This is a genomic window from Kitasatospora sp. NPDC127116 (assembly GCF_042677365.1).
In the GTDB taxonomy this organism is placed as follows: Bacteria; Actinomycetota; Actinomycetes; order Streptomycetales; family Streptomycetaceae; genus Kitasatospora; species Kitasatospora lactacystinica.
Genome location: NZ_JBHXTL010000029.1, coordinates 17,607 through 34,152 on the forward strand (window position 1 = coordinate 17,607; position 16,546 = coordinate 34,152).

Sequence of the window (16,546 nt, forward strand, 5' to 3'; positions counted from 1 at the left end):
CGGGGCACCGCCGTGTGCGCGTCCGGTCCCCGCGCCTACTTCTTCGCCTTCCACACCGGGCTGGTGGCGATCGCCCGCAGCTCCGCCGCGGTCATCAGCGGATCGCCCTTCGACGCCAGCGTGACCAGGACCTCCATGCCGTCCGGCCGCATCGCGTCCACGACCAGCACTCCCTTCGGGGCGCTGGCCACCGCGCCGCGCACGAGGAGCTTCGTCCCGTCCGGCAGGGTCTCCGCGTCCTGGTACGACTCCGGTCCCGGCCGGTCGTCGGGGGCCTTCGCCCAGTTCTCGACCGTCAGCGTCAGGGTCCCGGTCCGCCCGCCCCCGGCCAGGTCGAAGTCCGCCCGCAGCTCCCGGCTCCTGCGGTCGGTCACGGTCACCCCGGAGGGCAACAGCCCGGTCAGGACGGTCTCGCGGTCCTGCAGCGACAGGCCCGGGTCGATCGCCTCGGTGTCGACGCCGTCGAACTTGAGGGCCGCGACGACCCGGTCCCAGGACTTGTCCGTGACGACGGCCTTCAGCTGGTCCAGCGTGAGCGGCGGGTTGGGCCGGCTGTCCGGCGCGTCCTTCTCCTGGGGGGAGTTCCACTCGCTGAAGCCGATCAGCCCGCCGTCCGGACGGGCCACCGAGGCGCGCCACTCCTTGGTGGTGGCCCGGTGGTCCGGATACTCGTAGCCCTGGGTGAGCATGAGCTTCGATCCGTCCGGCAGGACGGTGACGGTGCAGGAGTCCATCGAGGCGATCTTGAGGTTCGTCGGGCAGGTCTGCGGCTGGACGTCCTTGGGGCGGTGCTTCTGGATGCTGAGGCCCATCAGCGACCGGCCCTGGCCATCGTCGAAGACCAGGTTGGCGTCCGCGTAACTCCCCCTGTTCTCGTCGGTTCCATGCCCCTTCGCGTCGGACACCTGGCCCTTGGGCAGCAGTGCCCGGAAGGTGGCCACCACCTCGTCACCGGAGACCACCGTCGGAGCGGAGGACTTCACCGAGGTCGGGGTGGCCGCGGCGGCGGCGCTGCCGGTGGCGTCGGGGGTGGTGGCGTCGGGGGTGGCGCCCGCCGGGGCGGAGGCCGCGCTCACCGTGCCCGCGTCCTTGCCGGCCGGGGCGCCCAGGAACACCGCGCCGGTGCCCACCAGGGCCAGGGCGGCCGCACCGCCCACCACGGCGGCGGTCGAGCGGCGGCGCCAGCGGCGGCGGCCGCGCCGGTAGCCGCCCGCGACCAGGTCGGCCTGTTCGGTGCGGAAGCCTTCGCCCGTACGGGTGAGGGCGTAGAGAAGATCGTCCTCGAACTTGTCCGGTTCGGACATGGGTGTTCACCGTCTCCTTGCGTCGCGGGTTGCGGGAAGTGCCGTGTCACGGATGGCGGGAAGCGCCGCACGGCCGGGCACCCGCCGGCCTCACCGGGCGGCGAGCTCGGTCAGCGAGTCGCCGAGCAGGGCGCGCAGCCGGTTCAGGGCCCTGGTGGTGCGGGTGCGGACGGCGCCGGAGGAGACCCGCATCGCCTCGGCGGTCTCCTCGACACTGCGGTCCTCCCAGTAGCGCAGCACCAGGACCGCGCGGTCCTTGGGCGGCATCCGGCCGAGCGCGTCGAGGAGGGTCAGCCGCAGGGTGCTGTCGGTGTCGTGTCCCGCCGGCTCCGGCAGGACGTCACTGGGACGCTCGCCGCTGGAACGGCGGCGCTGCTGGGCGAGGAAGGTGCGCACCATGACGGTGTGGGTGTAGGCCGCCGGGTTGTCGATCCGGCCCCGGCCGGTGAAGGCGCTGCGCCGCCACAGCACGTACATCCGGCTGAGGGCCTCCTGCACGAGGTCCTCGGCGTAGTGGGTGTCGCCGCTGGTGAGCAGGCAGGCCGAGCGGTACAGGTGGCCCGTGCGGCCGGAGACGAGTTCCAGGAACTCCGCGTCCTTGGCCTCCCGGCCCGCCCCGATCCACCTCATGCGCCCTGCCCCCCGCGGTCCGCCCTCCCTGACACTTCATCGATGCGGCGGGCGGGCGGCGGTGTTACAGGGGTCCCGGCGGATTTTCGGTGAGCCGGCCCGCGCCGGGCGCCGGGCGGGCACCGATGGGGAGTCGGCCGGGTGCCGGCCGGGCGTCAGTCGGCGGACTTGCGCCGGTGGTCGCGCAGCACCACGCCGCCGCCGATCAGCAGGGCCACCAGCAGCGCGCCGACGCCCACGACGTACGTCGCGGTACGGCCGTCGCGGTCGGCCTGGGTCTCGCCGAGGCCCACCGGGCGCGGCACGATCGGCGCGGCGGCGAGCTGCACCGGGGCGTCCGGGACGGGCGCGTAGGGCGCGTCCTCAGGAGCCTTGGTGACGGCCTTGACCGGGTCCACCACACCCCAGCCGATGAACTTGTCCGGCTCGCGCTGGGTCCGCTGCGCGGTCTGCTCGATCCAGGCCCGCACCTGGGCCGCCTTCCAGTTCGGGTGGGCGCTCCTCAGCAGCGCGGCGAGGCCGGAGACGTACGGGGCGGCGAAGCTGGTGCCGTTGTCCACGCACTGGCCGCTCCCCGGCACGGTGGACAGCATGTCGACACCGGGCGCGGCGACCTTCACGAAGCTGCCGTACTGGGAGAACGGCGCGCGCTCGTTGTTGCGGTCGGAGGCGCCGACGGCCAGCACGGTCGGGAAGGCGCCCGGGTAGGTGTCGCCCTCCTTGCCGTCGTTCCCGGTGGAGGCGACCACCACGACGTTGCGCGACTCCGCGTACTCGACGGCGGCCTTCAGGTCCTGGTACCCGCCGAAGCGGGCGTCGCCCGCACCGCGCACGTCCTGGGAGATGTTGATGACCCCGGCGCCCTTGTCGACCGCTTCCCTGATCGCCTGGACCAGGGTGGAGACGTCGCCGTTTCCGTCGCTGTCGTTCTGCCGGATCGAGAGGATCTGGGCGTCGGGAGCCAGTCCGACGAAACCGGTCTGCGGCCTGACCCGGGCCGCGATGATGCCGGCCACCTTGGTGCCGTGCCCGACCGGGTCCTCGACGGACGCGCCCTTGACCGGCTCCTTGGTCTCCCGGTTGACCAGCAGGTTGGAGCCCGCCTGGAGCTTGTCGACCAGCTTCTGACCGGAGGAGTCGGCCGGGACCTGGCCCGCCAACTGCGGGTTGCCCAGGTCGACGCCGGTGTCGATGACCGCGACCTTCACGCCCACGCCGGTGGTCTTCCCGCCCTGCCACAGCTCGTTGAGCAGCAGTCGCTGGAGCGACCACGGCACGGTCGGCACATCGGGCGCGTTCTTGGGGCAGTCGCCGGCCGCGGCCAGCGCGGGCCCGCCCTCGGCGTACGCCGGGGCGGCGAGCGGGCCGCCCAGCACCGTGAGCGCGGCGATCGCCGCGGCCGCCTTCCGGTACCCGTGTCGGGACACCCTGCCACCCCTCATGTCGTTCACCCGTGCCGCGCGTCGGGGGCGGGTCCCCGGAATCCGGGTACCCGCCCCCTGCCGTTCCTCAAGGAACCCGAACGTCAGCCCCAGAGCTTGGCGTTGGCGTCCTCGGTCGTCCGGTAGCTCTGCGCGGCCTGCTCCAGCGAGGTCGCGATCTGCGCGCAGGCCTGCTGGAGGTCGTTGGCCTTGGCGTCCCACTTGGCCTGGTGGGCCTGGTAGCCCTGCTGGGCGGCACCCTGCCAGCTGGTGGCGATGCGGGTGACGTTGCCCTTGAGGTCGTTCAGCAGGTGGTCGATGCGGCTCGCCGAGGCCTTGACCTCCTCGGCCGCCTGGTGAACGGTCTGGAAGTTGACGAGAATGTGGTCGGACACGTTGTCTCCCTTGACGAGGGTGCGGAGCGCCGCGCGGTCAGTGGCGGACGCTCCGCAGAGCGGTGGAGCGGGGCAGAACGGCGGTCGGCGCGGGTGCGTCGATCAGCGCGAGTGCGGTGATCAGCCCTGGGCCGCGGAGAACATCGCCTTCTGCTCCTCTTCGGTGCTCGCGTAGTGCTTGGTGGTCAGCTCGATCGCGTGCTTGATCGCGTTCAGCGATTCCTTGAGCGCCGCGATGTCCTCGTTGACCCGGTTCTGCAGGCTCGTGTAGGCCGTCGCGGCCGTGCCCTGCCAACCGCCGGTGATGCCGGAGACCGTGCTGATCAGCTTGTTCTTCTCAGCCTCGATCTTGCCGATGGCCTCTTCGATCTGCTTGGCGAATGCCAGCATCTCCTGCGCGGTCATCGTGAACTGACCCTGAGCCATGCTCCACCGTCCCCCATGAGACAACATTTGCGTGTACGGAGGGCCCTGCGGGCCGACCGCCGCCATCACCGGTGTGATGTCCAGCAGCACTGTAGTCGGCACACGCAGCTCGCCCAACATCGATCACCGAGTAGTTACCAGACCATGACACTGAGGCCAATTCGGTTGCCGCGCTTGGCCCGTCAGGCGTTCTGCGGCTGAACGGCGCCCGTCGCCGTCAACGGCGGGCCGGCCGGAACCAGGTTCGACCACTCCTTCGGCACCGGCAGCGGCCGGACCCCCTGGTAGCCCAACCGGGCCTGGTTGCCGCCGGGTTCCTCCGGCTGGCGACCGGGATCCTGGGCCGTGGCCCCGGGAGTCGGCGTGGCAGCGGCCGACGGGGTCGGCGGCTTCGGGGTGCCGCTCTGGCCGGGCTGGGGCGAGGCGCCGGGGCGCGGACCGCCGTCGCCGTTGGACGGGACGGAGTAGCGCAACCCCGTCTCGGTGATCAGGAAGTCGGTTCCGGAGCCGGCGGCCGAGTGGTCCAGCGAGCGGTAGAACAGACCGTGACCGGGGGTCACGTACGCCGCCCCGGCGCCGTTGTTGTACGGCGCGGGGTACGAAGTCCCGGCCCAGACGCTGCGCTTGGCCGTGGTGCCGTCCTCGGCGACGCCGTCGTAGGTGCTGCACACGACCATCCGGGCGTCCTGGCGGTCCTGTTGGTTGTTCACCGGCGCGCCGGTCTTCAACGGCCAGTCAGCCACGGTGCCCTTCAGCGGCGCGTCGACGCCCCACTGGGCGTTGTCGGCCGGGGTCATCTCGTCGCTGCGCGGCTTCTTGTCCTGGTCGTACTTGTAGAGCATCTGGAACGCCGGGTTCTGCCGGATCAGGTCCGCCTGGAACGGCGTGACCAGGTACAGCTGCTCCTTGCCGACCACGTAGTGGCGGTCCTGGTAGTGCACCAGCCGGCCGACCCGGCGGTCGGCCTGGTTGCTCAGCTCCACCTTGGAGTTGGCGCCCTGGCTGTCGGCGACCCCGTCGACCTGCGGGAAGGTGACCGGGGTGGCGTCCACCAGGGTCTCCAGCCAGTCCCGCTTGACCCGCTGCGGCACCGCGTTGGGCCCGAACACCGCGGTGATCAGCGCCTTGCGCTCCCTGTCGTCCGACTGCGGGGAGCCGATCAGGTGCCTGCGGCCCTGCGCGTCCACCAGGTACACGGCCGCACCCGCGGCGGCCGGCTGACCCGGCACCGGCGCGGCCGAGACCTGCTGCTCGTCGGCCTGCTGCACCAGCAGCAGCTGGTCCGGGCCGAGCATCCGGTCCTTGGCCGCCAGCGCCGTCGCGTCCGCGCCGGCCGCCACGAACACCGCCTGGTTGACGGTCTCCTGCTTGTCGTCCGAGCCCGGACGGTCGCACACCGCCCACTTCATCGGCTTGCTCGCGTTGTCCGTGGTCGGCAGCTTGTCCGGCGCGTACGGGATGCCGATCGTCGGCCCGTGGTTCGGGTACCGGTCGAGCACCCCGTCGTCCACCACCACGACCTTGGCACCCGCGGGCAGCACCAGCCGCGCCGAGGACATGTTGAGCACCTGGTGCAGCCGCTTGGTCTTCTGGTCCTGGTCGATGAGCACCACGTACCGGGTCGTCGACTGCTTGCCCTGGATGATGTTCTTGCCGTCGTCCCACTTCACCGGCGCGCTCGGCTTGAAGACCCCCCAGAGCCCGAACCCGGCCACGAACACCGCCCCGGCCAGCACACTCGGCAGCACCGCCTTCACCGGACGCGGCGCGTCCTCGTCACTGCCGCCGCCGGCGGGCAGCAGGAAGGCGCCCACCGTGCGCTTGCGGGCGAAGGTGTACGCGTTCAGCTCGTCCCGGCGCGATGCCATACCTCGTCGTCCCCCTTGTCAGACGTTGTCGGGCGTTGTCAGACCGACCGGCCCCGTGGTCACCCGCCGGGCACGAACCGGCGCGAACCCTCTACGATGCGGCAGCAGACGGTGAGTACGGTACGGGTACGGTCCGCGACACAGCCACCCGGGCCGCGACAACGGATCAGAGAGGGCCACCGGGGGATGCCAAGCCAGACCGCTCCAGGACGCCGCCGCAGTGCGGGCGGCGGGAGGCCGCGCCGGTCCGGCCGGGCGCAGCACAGCGCACCGGCGAACGAGACCGGACCGGGGACCGGGACCGCCGGACCGCAGCCGAGGGGCGGCGGGGCCGTCCAGGTCCGGGTCAACCCCCGACCGGGGCTGCTCGCAGGGCGGTTGAAGCTCCAGCAGCTCGTCCTGGTCGAGGTCGCGGCGGCCCTGGTCGCGGTCGGCTGGACGATCAGCCGACCGGTCGCGGCCGGCTTCGGCGCGGTCGCGCTGGTGCTGCTCGTGCTCGCGCTCGTCCCGGTGCGCGGCCGCACCGTCCCGGAACTGCTGCGGGTCCGCGCCGCCCTCAAGTCCCGCCGCAAGCAGGCCAGGACGCTGCTGCCGCCGGCCGGCACCGACCCGGCGCTGGCGCCGGCGCTGGAGCTCGAACCGGGGCTGCGCACCTGCACCCACGCCACCGAGGCCGAGTTCGGCGGCCGCCCGGTCCGCCGGGAGACCGGCATGGTCGGCGACGGGACCTTCCTCAGCTCGGTGCTGCTCGTCCAGGCCAAGGACCAGCCGCTGCGCCCGGTGCGCACCGCCCTGCCGCTGCCGCTGGACGTGATCTGCTCGGCGCTCACGGTGGACGACATCACCCTGGAGTCGGTGCAACTCGTCCAGCACACCCAGCCCGCCCCGGCCCAGCACCTGCCCGAGCAGTCGCTGGCCGCCCGCGCCTACCGCGAACTGCCGGACGGCACCGCCACCCCCGGGCTGCGGCTGACCTGGATCGCGCTCAAGCTCGACCCGGAACGCGCGGCGACCGCCGTCCGCGCCCGCGGCGGCGGCGAGGAGGGCGCCCGCAAGGCGCTGCAGCGGGTCACCGACCAGCTGGCCGGCCGGCTCAACAGCGCCGGCTTCAACGCGACCGTGCTGGACGAGCGCGAGCTGATCGCCGCACTGGCCATCGCCACCTGCGCCAACCCGATCGCGGTGGCGGGCCGTCAGGGCACCGGCAGCGGCGGCGGCACCACCCGCCGCACCCAGGAGGGCAACCGGTTCTGGCGGATCGACGACCGCTGGCACACCACGTACTGGATCTCCCGCTGGCCGCAGCTGAGCCGCCCCGGCGGCGCCCCCGGCCGGGTCGCCGCGCCGGACCTGGTCAACCTGATCACCGGCTCCCCGGCCCTCGCCAGCACCTTCAGCCTGACCGCCGGGCACGGCACCGGCGGCTCGGTGACGGTCAGCGGGCACGTGCGGGTGACCGGCCGCAACGAGAGCGAGGTCGGCCAGATCGGCCGCCAGGTGGAGAGCCGCGCCCAGAGCACCGGGCTCGGCCTGGTCCGGCTCGACCTGGAGCAGGCCCCCGGCATGCTCGCCACCCTGCCGCTCGGAGGGGCTTCCTGATGGCGTACCAGACCTACCCCACCGCCGGCCCGCAGCCCGGCGCCGAGCAGCGCCGGACCCGGCCGCGGATCCTGCCCGGCTTCGGGCTGCGCGGCCCGCGCCGGGAGAAGCACGTGCTGGAGCCGGCCGACCTCGCGTCGCTGGCCTTCCCGGTCGGCGACGACGGCGTGGTGATCGGCGTCGACCCGCAGGGACTGCCCGCGGTGCTCGGCCTGTTCCGCCCGACCTCGTACGACCTGGTGCTGGTCGGCGGCATGTGGACGGCGCAGGTCATCGCGCTGCGGGCGGCCGCGATCGGCGCCCGCGTCGCGGTGGAGACCGCCCGCGGACAGCTGTGGGGTCCGATGGCCCAGGCGGCCGGCGGCGGCCAGCCGTGCGTGACGGTCCACCAGGTCGGCCGGCTCGGCCCGCAGGGCGCCTCGGTGGCCTCGCCGGTGCTGGTGGTGCGCGACCTCGGCGCCCGCCCGCCGCGCAGCCGGCTCTCCGCCGCCCCCTGGCAGACCACCCTGACCCTGCTGCCCTACCTGGGCCCGAACGCCTCCCGGGTGCTGAACGCGGCCGACCTGGTCGGCGTGCAGCGGATCTCGCCGCAGGAGGCGGAACTGACCGGCCGGATCCTGTCGCTGCCGCCGGAGGACGTGGCCGCCCTGCCCACCCTCGGCGACGACCTGACCCTGTGGGCCACCAGGATGCGCCGCCAGTACGTACGGGCCGTGGCCGGGCAGGCCGAACAGCAGGTGCTCGGCGGGCCGCGCCGGATGGACTGAGCGCCGGCCCGCCGCACCGGGCGGGCCGGCGGGGATGCGAAGCCGCCTTCAACGGGGGTTGCCGTACGGCCTAGTCTTTGATGTGGCAACGGCACCGCTGAGAAAGCGGCGGCGAACACGAGGGAGCCAGAGTGAGCAGCGATCGGGACGGCGTCTACGTCGGCGACAACGCGGCGGAGGACGACGACGACTGGTCGGACGCGCCTGACTACACTCCCCCGTCCTGGTACGTCCAGACCGAGCCCGCGGCGGCCGCGAACGCACCGGCTCCGAACGCACCGGCGGCGGGCGCTCCGACGACTCCGGGCGCTGCCTCCGCGGCCGCGGCACCCGGTGCCCCGACGCCCGCCGCTGCTCCGGCGCAGGCCCAGCAGGCCCAGGCCCCCCTGCCCGCTCCGGCGCAGCAGCAGGCCGAGGCTCCGGTGCCCGGCCAGACCGCGCCCCCGGCGGCCGAGGCCGTGCCGGCCGCGGTCCAGCCTCCGGCACCCTCGCCGGCACCCGCTCCCGTGCCCGCGGCGCCCGCCCCGCCGGTGCAGGCCGAGGCGCGGCACGTCCCCTTCCCGGCGCCCTCCCCGACTCCGCCGGTCCCCGAGCAGCCGCAGCCCGGTGCCCCGGCGTGGGCGCTGCCGGAGGCCGCGGCGCAGCAGCCCGTCCCGCAGCCCTACCCGGCGCCGCCCGCCGCGACCGCGGTGCCGGGACAGCCCGTCCAGCCGGGCCAGCCGCAGAACTTCGCGCAGCCGCCGGTCCAGCCGGCCCCGCCGCAGCACCCCCAGGACCCCCAGGGCCCGGCGGCGGCCTGGGACCCGCAGGCCGCGTGGGCGGCCCAGCAGGCGCAGCAAGCGCAGCAGGCCGCCGTCCCGCCGCAGCCCGGTCCGGTGCCGCAGCCCGGCCCGGTGGACCCGCGCCAGGGCGGCTGGCCGCAGCCCGCCGCGTACCAGCAGCCGGCCCAGCCGCAGCCCGGCCCGCAGGGCCAGCCCGGCCAGCCCCTGCCCGGCCAGGCGTGGCAGCAGCAGCCGCCGCAGGCCCCGCAGCCCAGCGCGTTCCAGCAGGCCGCCGCCCCGCAGCAGACGGCGCACGGCGCGCCGCTCGGCTACACCGCCGCCGTCGAGCTGTCCTCGGACCGGCTGCTGCGCAGCCAGCCCAAGCAGCAGCGCCAGCAGCCGCGCTTCCAGTTCGGCGGCAAGGCCGCGGCGGCCGAGAAGGCCCGCCGGCTGGAGATCATCCGCACCCCGGTGATGAGCTGCTACCGGATCGCCGTGATCAGCCTCAAGGGCGGTGTCGGCAAGACCACGACCACCACCGCGCTCGGCGCGACCCTGGCCAGCGAGCGCCAGGACAAGGTGATCGCGATCGACGCCAACCCGGACGCGGGCACCCTGGGCCGCCGGGTCAAGCGCCAGACCGGCGCGACCATCCGCGACCTGGTGACGGCCATCCCGCACCTGCGCAGCTACATGGACATCCGTCAGTTCACCTCGCAGGACCTGAACTCGGGCCTGGAGATCCTGGCGAACGACGTCGACCCGGCGGTCTCGACCACCTTCAACGACTCGGACTACCGCCAGGTGATCGACGTGCTGGGCCGCCAGTACCCGATCATCCTGACCGACTCCGGCACCGGCCTGCTGTACAGCGCGATGCGCGGCGTGCTGGACCTGGCGGACCAGCTGATCATCGTCTCCACCCCCAGCGTGGACGGCGCCTCCAGCGCCTCGACCACCCTGGACTGGCTCTCCGCGCACGGTTACGCGGACCTGGTGCAGCGCAGCATCACGGTGGTCTCCGGGGTGCGCGAGACCAGCAAGATGATCAAGGTCGAGGACATCGTCGCGCACTTCCAGACCCGCTGCCGCGGCGTGGTCGTGGTGCCGTTCGACGAGAGCCTGGCGGCCGGTGCCGAGGTCAACCTCGACATGATGCGGCCCAAGGTCCGCGAGGCCTACTTCGATCTGGCCACCCTGGTCGGCGAGGACATCGTCCGGGCCCAGCAGGCCGCCGCCCAGCAGGCCGGCTGGCAGCAGCAGGCCCAGGCGCAGGCCCAGCCGGCCTACCAGCAGTCGAGCGGCCCGCAGCCGTACGCCGACCCGCAGCAGCAGCCCCAGCCGTACCCGCAGCAGGCCGGCCAGCCCGCCCCGGGGGCGCCGTGGGCCCCGCAGCCCGGCCAGGCCCCGCCGCCCCCGCCCGGGTACGGCTACCCGCAGCAGCCCGCTCCCGGGGCGCCCTGGGGGCAGCAGCCGGGACCGGGCTACGGCTACCCGCCGCAGGCGCCCCAGCAGTGAAACGGCGGAAGGGGCCCACCCACCGGGTGTCGGTGGGCCCCTTCCGCCGTTGCGGCGCTCAGACGCCGTCGGTCAGCTCACGGGCCCGCTTGACGTCGTCGGCCATCCGGTCCAGCAGCGCGTCGATGGAGTCGAACTTCTCCATCCCCCGCAGGTAGGCCAGGAAGTCCACGGCCACGTGCATCCCGTACAGGTCCAGGCCGACCCGGTCGATGGCGTAGGCCTCCACGGTACGGGCGGTGCCGTCGAAGGTCGGGTTGGTGCCGACCGAGATCGCCGCCGGCATCCGCTCACCGTCCGCCGTCAGCCAGCCCGCGTACACGCCGTCGGCCGGGATCGCGCTGTGCGGCACGGTCTCGACGTTGGCCGTCGGGTAGCCCAGCTCGCGGCCGCGCTGCGCGCCGCGCACCACCACGCCCTCGACCCGGTGCGGGCGGCCCAGCACCTCGCCCGCGCCGGCCATGTCCCCGGTCTCGACCAGCCGGCGGGTCAGGCTGGAGGAGAACGGCTCGCCGGCCCCGGCCGTACCGCACACCTGGAGGTCGACCACCTCGACCTCGAAGTCGTCCGCCCGGCCCAGCTCGCCGAGCAGCTCGACGTTCCCGGCGGCCCGGTGGCCGAAGCGGAAATTGGGGCCCTCGATGACGACCCGCGCGCGCAGCGCGTCCACCAGCACCTGCCGGACGAAGGTCTCCGGGGACTCCTGGGAGAACTCCGTGGTGAACGGCAGCACCAGCACCGCGTCCACGCCCAGCTCCGCGATCAGCTCGGCGCGGCGCGGGTGCGGCGCGAGCAGCGGCGGGTGGCTGCCCGGCCGGATGACCTCGCGCGGGTGCGGGTCGAAGGTCACCACGACCGCCGGGAGACCGAGTTCGCGGGCCCGCTCGACCGCCCGCCCGATGATCAGCTGATGCCCGCGGTGCACCCCGTCGAACGAGCCGATGGTGACGACGCTGCGTCCCCAGTCCCCGGGGATCTCCTCCAGGCCACGCCAGCGCTGCACCTGACCGCTCCTTGTTCCGTACGGCGCGTACCCTCTGTACGCTCAAACGCTCAAAACCCGAACCCCTATAGCGTGCCATGCGCCTGCCCCGGCTCAGGCACCGGAATACGGGTTGAGCCCGCCGAGGGCCCCGCCGCCCGCCCGGACACGGCCCGCTCGGCCTCGGCGGCGGCGTACTGAGGGTCCCGTCCGGCCGCCGTCAGGGCCCGCATCCGGGCCAGTCGGGGGCCGTCCGGGGCGGTCGGCGCGGCGCCGGACGGCCAGCGGGCGAGCAGCCGGGCGAAGGCCGCCGACCGTCCGGCGCAGCGCACCAGCAGCTCGTCCGCGCCCGGCAGCCCCGGGGTGGCCCGGGCCAGCACCGCCCGGGCCCGGGCGGGATTCTCGGCCGCGCAGTGCTCGGCGAGCCCTTCCACGGCGGTGGTCAGCACCACCGGGTCGGCCTCGGTGGCGAGCAGGGTGTCCAGCAGCTCGCAGCGCAGCGCGTCCGCCGCCGGGTCGGCCACCGGGACGGACAGCACCTCGGCGAACGGCCGCCGGACCTCCGCCCCGCGGGCGGCCAGCGCGACGCCGAGCAGCACCCGCAGCTCCAGCCGGTCGGCCGGGCCGACGGCGCCGGCGCGCCCCAGCCGGCGGCCGAGGTAGTCGACGGCGACCGGCCCGGCCGGCGCCGGGTCCGCCCGCAGCAGCCCGGCGGCCAGCTCGGCGCCCCGCCGCACGGCCGCCGGGGCAGTGGCGTCGGCGAGCACCCTCAGCGTCTCGGCGAGGGCCGCGCCGGGGCCGGCCGACCGGGCGGCGAACGCGGCCAGGACGGGCTCCGGGTCGCTCTCCAGGGCCGGAGCGAGCGCCCGCGGGGTGAGGAAGGCGTCGCCGCCGGCCCGGAGCCGGGCGAGGGCGGCCGGCAGGTACGCGGAGCGGGTCGCCGGGTCACCGACCAGCAGGGCCAGCGCGGCCCCGTGCAGGCCGGGCTCGTCCTCCCGGGCGAGCAGGGTCAGCGCGGTGTACCGGAGCAGCTCCGCCCCGGCACCGGAGGCGTACGGGGCGGTCCGCAGCGCGTGCACGGCGGCCGCGACGTGCCGTTCGGGCCGCCGGTCGTGGCTCCAGCGGTCCACCGCGCGGCAGAGCGCGGACGGCTCCTCGGCGGCGAGCACGGTCAGCAGCGCGTCCGCCCTCGGGTGCGCGGCCGCGGCCAGCGCGTCGGCCAGTTCGTCCAGGGCGAGCCGGCGGTGGGCGCGCAGCAGGTCGTGGGCGACGTCGGCGACGGTGCGGCCGGGGCGCCCCGGCAGGCCGCGCGCGTCCTCGAACCAGTCACAGAGCAGCGGGAACACCGCGACCGGGTCGGCGCGCAGCCGCTCGGCCACCGCGGCGAGGTAGCGCTGACCGGGGCCGTCGGCGGGCATCAGGCGGCGCAGCAGGTCGAGTTCGGCCTCGACGGGCAGGCCGAGGCCGGTCCAGAAGGCCGGGCCGAAGCGGCCGAGCCCGGCCGCCCGGAGCGCCGCCGTGTCCGCCGGGCCCGCCCGTTCGGCGATCCGGGACGCCAACTGGTCGAGCAGTGCGCGGTGTTCGGCCGGGTCCGGGCCGACGGTCAGACCCGCGGTGAGCAACCCGGCCGCCCACCAGGCGGGTTCACTGCCCGGCGGGCGGAGGTCCAGGGCGCGCCAGATCCGGTGCAGCCACGGGTCGAGGGCGCCGGCGCCCCAGGTCTCGGCCACCCGGCGCAGCGCGGCGACGACCGGGCCGATCCGGTGCCGGGGGACGGCGCTCGCCCCGGCGGCCGGCTCCCCCGCGCGGTGGCCGCCGGGCTCCTCCGGCTCGTCGGCCGGCCAGGGCGGGGTGTCCTCGGCCTCGCCGAGCAGCAGCCGCAGCGCCGCGTCCAGGTCCAGGTGCCGGCCCTGCAGCCAGTCCGCGAACTCCCCGTGCGCGAAGCGGAATCCGGGCCCGGCCGGGACGAACAGGCCCTCGGCGAGCACCGCCGCGGCCCAGCCGCCCTCGACCGGGAACAGCTCCTCGAAGACGGCGTGGTCCAGCCCGCCGTCCGACCGGCCGCCGAGCATCCGCCGGGCCGCCTCGTGCACCCGCCCGGCCACCGCCGCCGCGAGCCGGCGCACCCGCCGGTGCCGCGGTGTGCCGGGCCGCACCGCGCCCCGGCGGTGGGCGCCCGGGCGGCGCGGCCGGGCGTCCTCGGCCAGCCGCTGGGCCACCCGCAGGCAGCGCAGGTCCAGGAAGGCGCCGAACAGGTCGCCCCGGCGCACCGGCCCGTCGTGCAGCCCCTGGGCCCACAGCTCCCCGGCCAGCCGGACGGCCAGCGGGTGCCGGGCGTCCTCGGCGGCGGCCGGGTGCCCGGGGGGCAGCCCGTACCGGCGGCGCACCCGCTCGGCCGCCTCGGGGGGCAGCGGGCCGAGCCGCTGTCCGGCCAGGCTCGGCCCGCCGTGGCCGCGGCCGTCCATCCGCACGGTGGGGGCGCTGCCCAGGTCCCCGTGCGGGTGCGGCTCCTCCGTCCGGCGGGGGCCCGGGGTGCCGCTGCCCCAGGTCTCGGCCGCGAGCAGTTCCCACAGCTCCTCCCCGCAGGCCGTCACCAGCCGGGCCCCGGCGCCGGTCAGCCACTGGCCGGCGCCGCGCAGCCAGCGCGCGTCCACCGGCAGCGGGGCCTCCTCGGGGCCGTCCAGGACCACCAGCAGCGGCCGGCCGGCCGCCGCGCACAGCGCGGCCACCGGCTCGGGCGCGGGCGCCGGGGTGCCGAGTCCGGCCGCCGCGGCGGCCAGCGCCCGCTCCACCGGCTCGGCGAGCGACCGGTCGTCGGCGTGCAGGTCGGCGCCGCGCAGCCAGAGGGTGGGCAGCGGGTGGGTGCCGCCGTGGCGGCGGGCGGCCAGGGCGGCCAGTTCGGTGGTGCGCCCGCTGCCGGGGGCGCCGACCAGCACGGTGACGGTCGCGGCCGGAGCGTCCCCGGCCAGGCCGTCCGGCCGGTCCACCCGGTCGGCGGCCAGGTGGGCCACCCGGCCCGGCCCGGCACCGGCCGCCGTCACCTGGGCGGCGGTCAGCCGCAGCACCCCGGCCAGGTTGAGCGCCGGGCCGTAGCCGGGCACCGCGGCCGCGTTGCCCGCCAGCACTCCGGCCAGCGCCTCGGCGCCGCCCGTCCGGTCCGACGGGTCCGCCCCCACCGCCACGGCCGGCAGCGCCCCGCCGTGCCGGGGCCCGCCCAGGGCGGGCGCGGCCAGGGCGACCACCGCCCCGCTGCGGGCGTCCAGCACCGGTGATCCGGCCGGTACCGCGACCCCGCCGACCAGCGGCACGTCCAGCAGCAGCACCCCGCCCAGCCGGTGCCCGTGGTACGCCGCCGCGGTGACCCCGAGCAGCCCGCAGCGCAGCGCGACCACCCGGCCGTCCTCCCCCGCCAGCGCGGGCAGCAGCACCTCCCGCGCGGCCGCGGCGGGGGCCAGCGGCAGCGGCGGCACCGGCAGCCCGCCGACCGCCTCGGTGCGCAGCAGGGCGAGGCCGTACCCGGGCAGTGGCAGCACGGCGTCCGGGCCGAGCACCCTGGTCTGCCCGCCGGGGGTGTGCAGCACGATCCGGTCCAGGCCGGCCACGCTCTCGTGCGCCGTCAGCACGCTCCCCTGCGGGTCGGCGACGAACCCCAAGCCGTGCAGCCGCCCGTCGAGGTCGCGGATCCGCAGCAGGTACCGCCCCGGATCGCCCTCCGGAAACCCCGGCATCCCGTACCCCTTCGGCCGTCGCTCGCTCGCCGTCGGGAGCCTGCCCGCCGGAGCGGCGCCCCGACCGCGCCCGCGCCGCTCACCACGGGCGTTCGCTCCGCGCGCTCCCTCGTGCGGGTGAAGGTGCCGCGGGAACGTCGGAGCCCCCGTCGGGATGACTCCCGACGGGGGCTCCGAACAGCGGTGGGGCCGTCAGCCGACGAAGACCGCGACCGGCTTCGCCTGCCCGCCCTTCTCCTCGACCAGCGCGAGGAAGCGCCCGTCCGGCCCGTACACCGCGATCGGCCCGTCCACGCCCATCCCGGGCGCCTTCAGCCGGGCGCCGTGCGACAGCTTCTGCGCCGAGGCCTCGTCCAGGTCCCAGCGCGGGAAGGCGGCCGCCGCGGCCTCCGCGATCGGCAGCACCTCCAGCCCCTTGGCGTCCTCGCCGGTGACCTCGGCCTCCAGCTGCTCCAGGGTGCGCGCCGACTCCACCCCGTACGGCCCCACCTTGGTGCGCCGCAGCGCGGTCAGGTGGCCGCCGACGCCGAGCCCGGCGCCCAGGTCCCGGGCCAGCGCCCGGATGTAGGTGCCGGAGGAGCACTCGACGGTGACGTCCAGGTCGATCACCGGCGTGCCGTCCTCCGCGACCGCCGCGCGCTGCTCGTGCACGATGAAGGAGTGGATCGTGGTCGGCCGGGCCGCGAGCTCGAAGTCCTCGCCCTCGCGCACCCGGGCGTACGAGCGCTTGCCGTCGATCTTGATCGCGCTGACCTTGGACGGCACCTGCATGATCTCGCCGGTGAGTGCCGCGATCCCGGCGTCGATCGCCTCCCGGGTGACGGCGTCGGCCGGGGCCGAGGAGGTGACCTCGCCCTCGCGGTCGTCGGTGACGGTGGTCTGGCCGAGCCGGACGGTCGCCTCGTAGGTCTTGGCGGTGAGCATCAGGTGGCCGAGCAGCCGGGTGGCCCGCTCGATGCCGATCACCAGCACGCCGGTGGCCATCGGGTCCAGGGTGCCGGCGTGTCCGACCTTCCGGGTCCCGGCCAGCCACCGCAGCTTGGCGACGACCCCGTGCGAGGTGATGCCCTCGGGCTTGTCGACGATCACCAGGCCGTCCGGGCCGGTGCCTTTGCGCTTCATCGGGTTCTTTCTCTCAACAACATCA

The 16,546-nt window shown here is 75.6% G+C and carries 12 protein-coding genes; 3 read left to right on the top strand and 9 right to left on the bottom strand.

Annotated features, from left to right (window positions below; genetic code table 11):
* Nucleotides 1-35: 35 nt before the first annotated feature.
* From ACFVHV_RS14520 to ACFVHV_RS14545, 6 genes are all read right to left on the bottom strand, one after another.
* Nucleotides 36-1,304 carry a hypothetical protein gene (locus ACFVHV_RS14520; protein ID WP_380351392.1) on the bottom strand — a complete coding sequence of 423 codons (1,269 nt, stop codon included), beginning with the start codon at nucleotides 1,302-1,304 and terminating at the stop codon, nucleotides 36-38.
* Between the two features lie 90 nt (nucleotides 1,305-1,394).
* A complete protein-coding gene (locus tag ACFVHV_RS14525; RefSeq protein WP_359911618.1) occupies nucleotides 1,395-1,934 on the bottom strand; it encodes a SigE family RNA polymerase sigma factor in 540 nt (179 codons plus the stop codon).
* 155 nt (nucleotides 1,935-2,089) lie between these two features.
* A complete protein-coding gene (gene mycP, locus ACFVHV_RS14530; RefSeq protein WP_359911621.1) occupies nucleotides 2,090-3,361 on the bottom strand; it encodes a type VII secretion-associated serine protease mycosin in 1,272 nt (423 codons plus the stop codon).
* A gap of 98 nt (nucleotides 3,362-3,459) precedes the next feature.
* The gene (locus tag ACFVHV_RS14535) at nucleotides 3,460-3,750 is read right to left on the bottom strand and encodes a WXG100 family type VII secretion target (RefSeq protein ID WP_359911624.1); all 291 of its coding nucleotides are present in this window, start codon (nucleotides 3,748-3,750) and stop codon (nucleotides 3,460-3,462) included.
* A 120-nt stretch (nucleotides 3,751-3,870) separates the two neighbouring features.
* Entirely contained in the window at nucleotides 3,871-4,296 is a 426-nt protein-coding gene (locus tag ACFVHV_RS14540) for a WXG100 family type VII secretion target (RefSeq protein WP_380351394.1), read from the bottom strand.
* Between the two features lie 62 nt (nucleotides 4,297-4,358).
* On the bottom strand, nucleotides 4,359-6,044 hold the full coding sequence (locus ACFVHV_RS14545; RefSeq protein WP_359911630.1) for a type VII secretion protein EccB: 1,686 nt from the start codon (nucleotides 6,042-6,044) through the stop codon (nucleotides 4,359-4,361).
* 378 nt (nucleotides 6,045-6,422) lie between these two features.
* Here ACFVHV_RS14545 and eccE point away from each other — a divergent pair, with 378 nt between their 5' ends.
* The 3 genes from eccE to ACFVHV_RS14560 all read left to right on the top strand — a co-directional run bounded on the left by eccE (nucleotide 6,423) and on the right by ACFVHV_RS14560 (nucleotide 10,689).
* Nucleotides 6,423-7,643, top strand: a complete 1,221-nt coding sequence (gene eccE, locus ACFVHV_RS14550; RefSeq protein ID WP_359911633.1) for a type VII secretion protein EccE — start codon at nucleotides 6,423-6,425, stop codon at nucleotides 7,641-7,643.
* Complete coding sequence (locus ACFVHV_RS14555) at nucleotides 7,643-8,410, top strand: hypothetical protein (RefSeq protein WP_359911636.1); 768 nt, start codon at nucleotides 7,643-7,645, stop codon at nucleotides 8,408-8,410. Before eccE ends, ACFVHV_RS14555 begins: the two co-directional genes overlap by 1 nt.
* A gap of 131 nt (nucleotides 8,411-8,541) precedes the next feature.
* Nucleotides 8,542-10,689 (top strand): MinD/ParA family protein, encoded by a 2,148-nt coding sequence (locus ACFVHV_RS14560; protein WP_380351396.1) that lies wholly within the window; start codon nucleotides 8,542-8,544, stop codon nucleotides 10,687-10,689.
* A gap of 58 nt (nucleotides 10,690-10,747) precedes the next feature.
* Here the strand turns inward: ACFVHV_RS14560 and ACFVHV_RS14565 are convergent, their stop codons facing one another.
* The 3 genes from ACFVHV_RS14565 to truB all read right to left on the bottom strand — a co-directional run bounded on the left by ACFVHV_RS14565 (nucleotide 10,748) and on the right by truB (nucleotide 16,521).
* The gene (locus tag ACFVHV_RS14565; protein WP_359911642.1) at nucleotides 10,748-11,692 is read right to left on the bottom strand and encodes a bifunctional riboflavin kinase/FAD synthetase; all 945 of its coding nucleotides are present in this window, start codon (nucleotides 11,690-11,692) and stop codon (nucleotides 10,748-10,750) included.
* Between the two features lie 65 nt (nucleotides 11,693-11,757).
* Complete coding sequence (locus tag ACFVHV_RS14570) at nucleotides 11,758-15,399, bottom strand: serine protease (protein ID WP_380351398.1); 3,642 nt, start codon at nucleotides 15,397-15,399, stop codon at nucleotides 11,758-11,760.
* 192 nt (nucleotides 15,400-15,591) lie between these two features.
* Entirely contained in the window at nucleotides 15,592-16,521 is a 930-nt protein-coding gene (gene truB, locus ACFVHV_RS14575) for a tRNA pseudouridine(55) synthase TruB (RefSeq protein ID WP_380351399.1), read from the bottom strand.
* Nucleotides 16,522-16,546 lie beyond the last annotated feature (25 nt).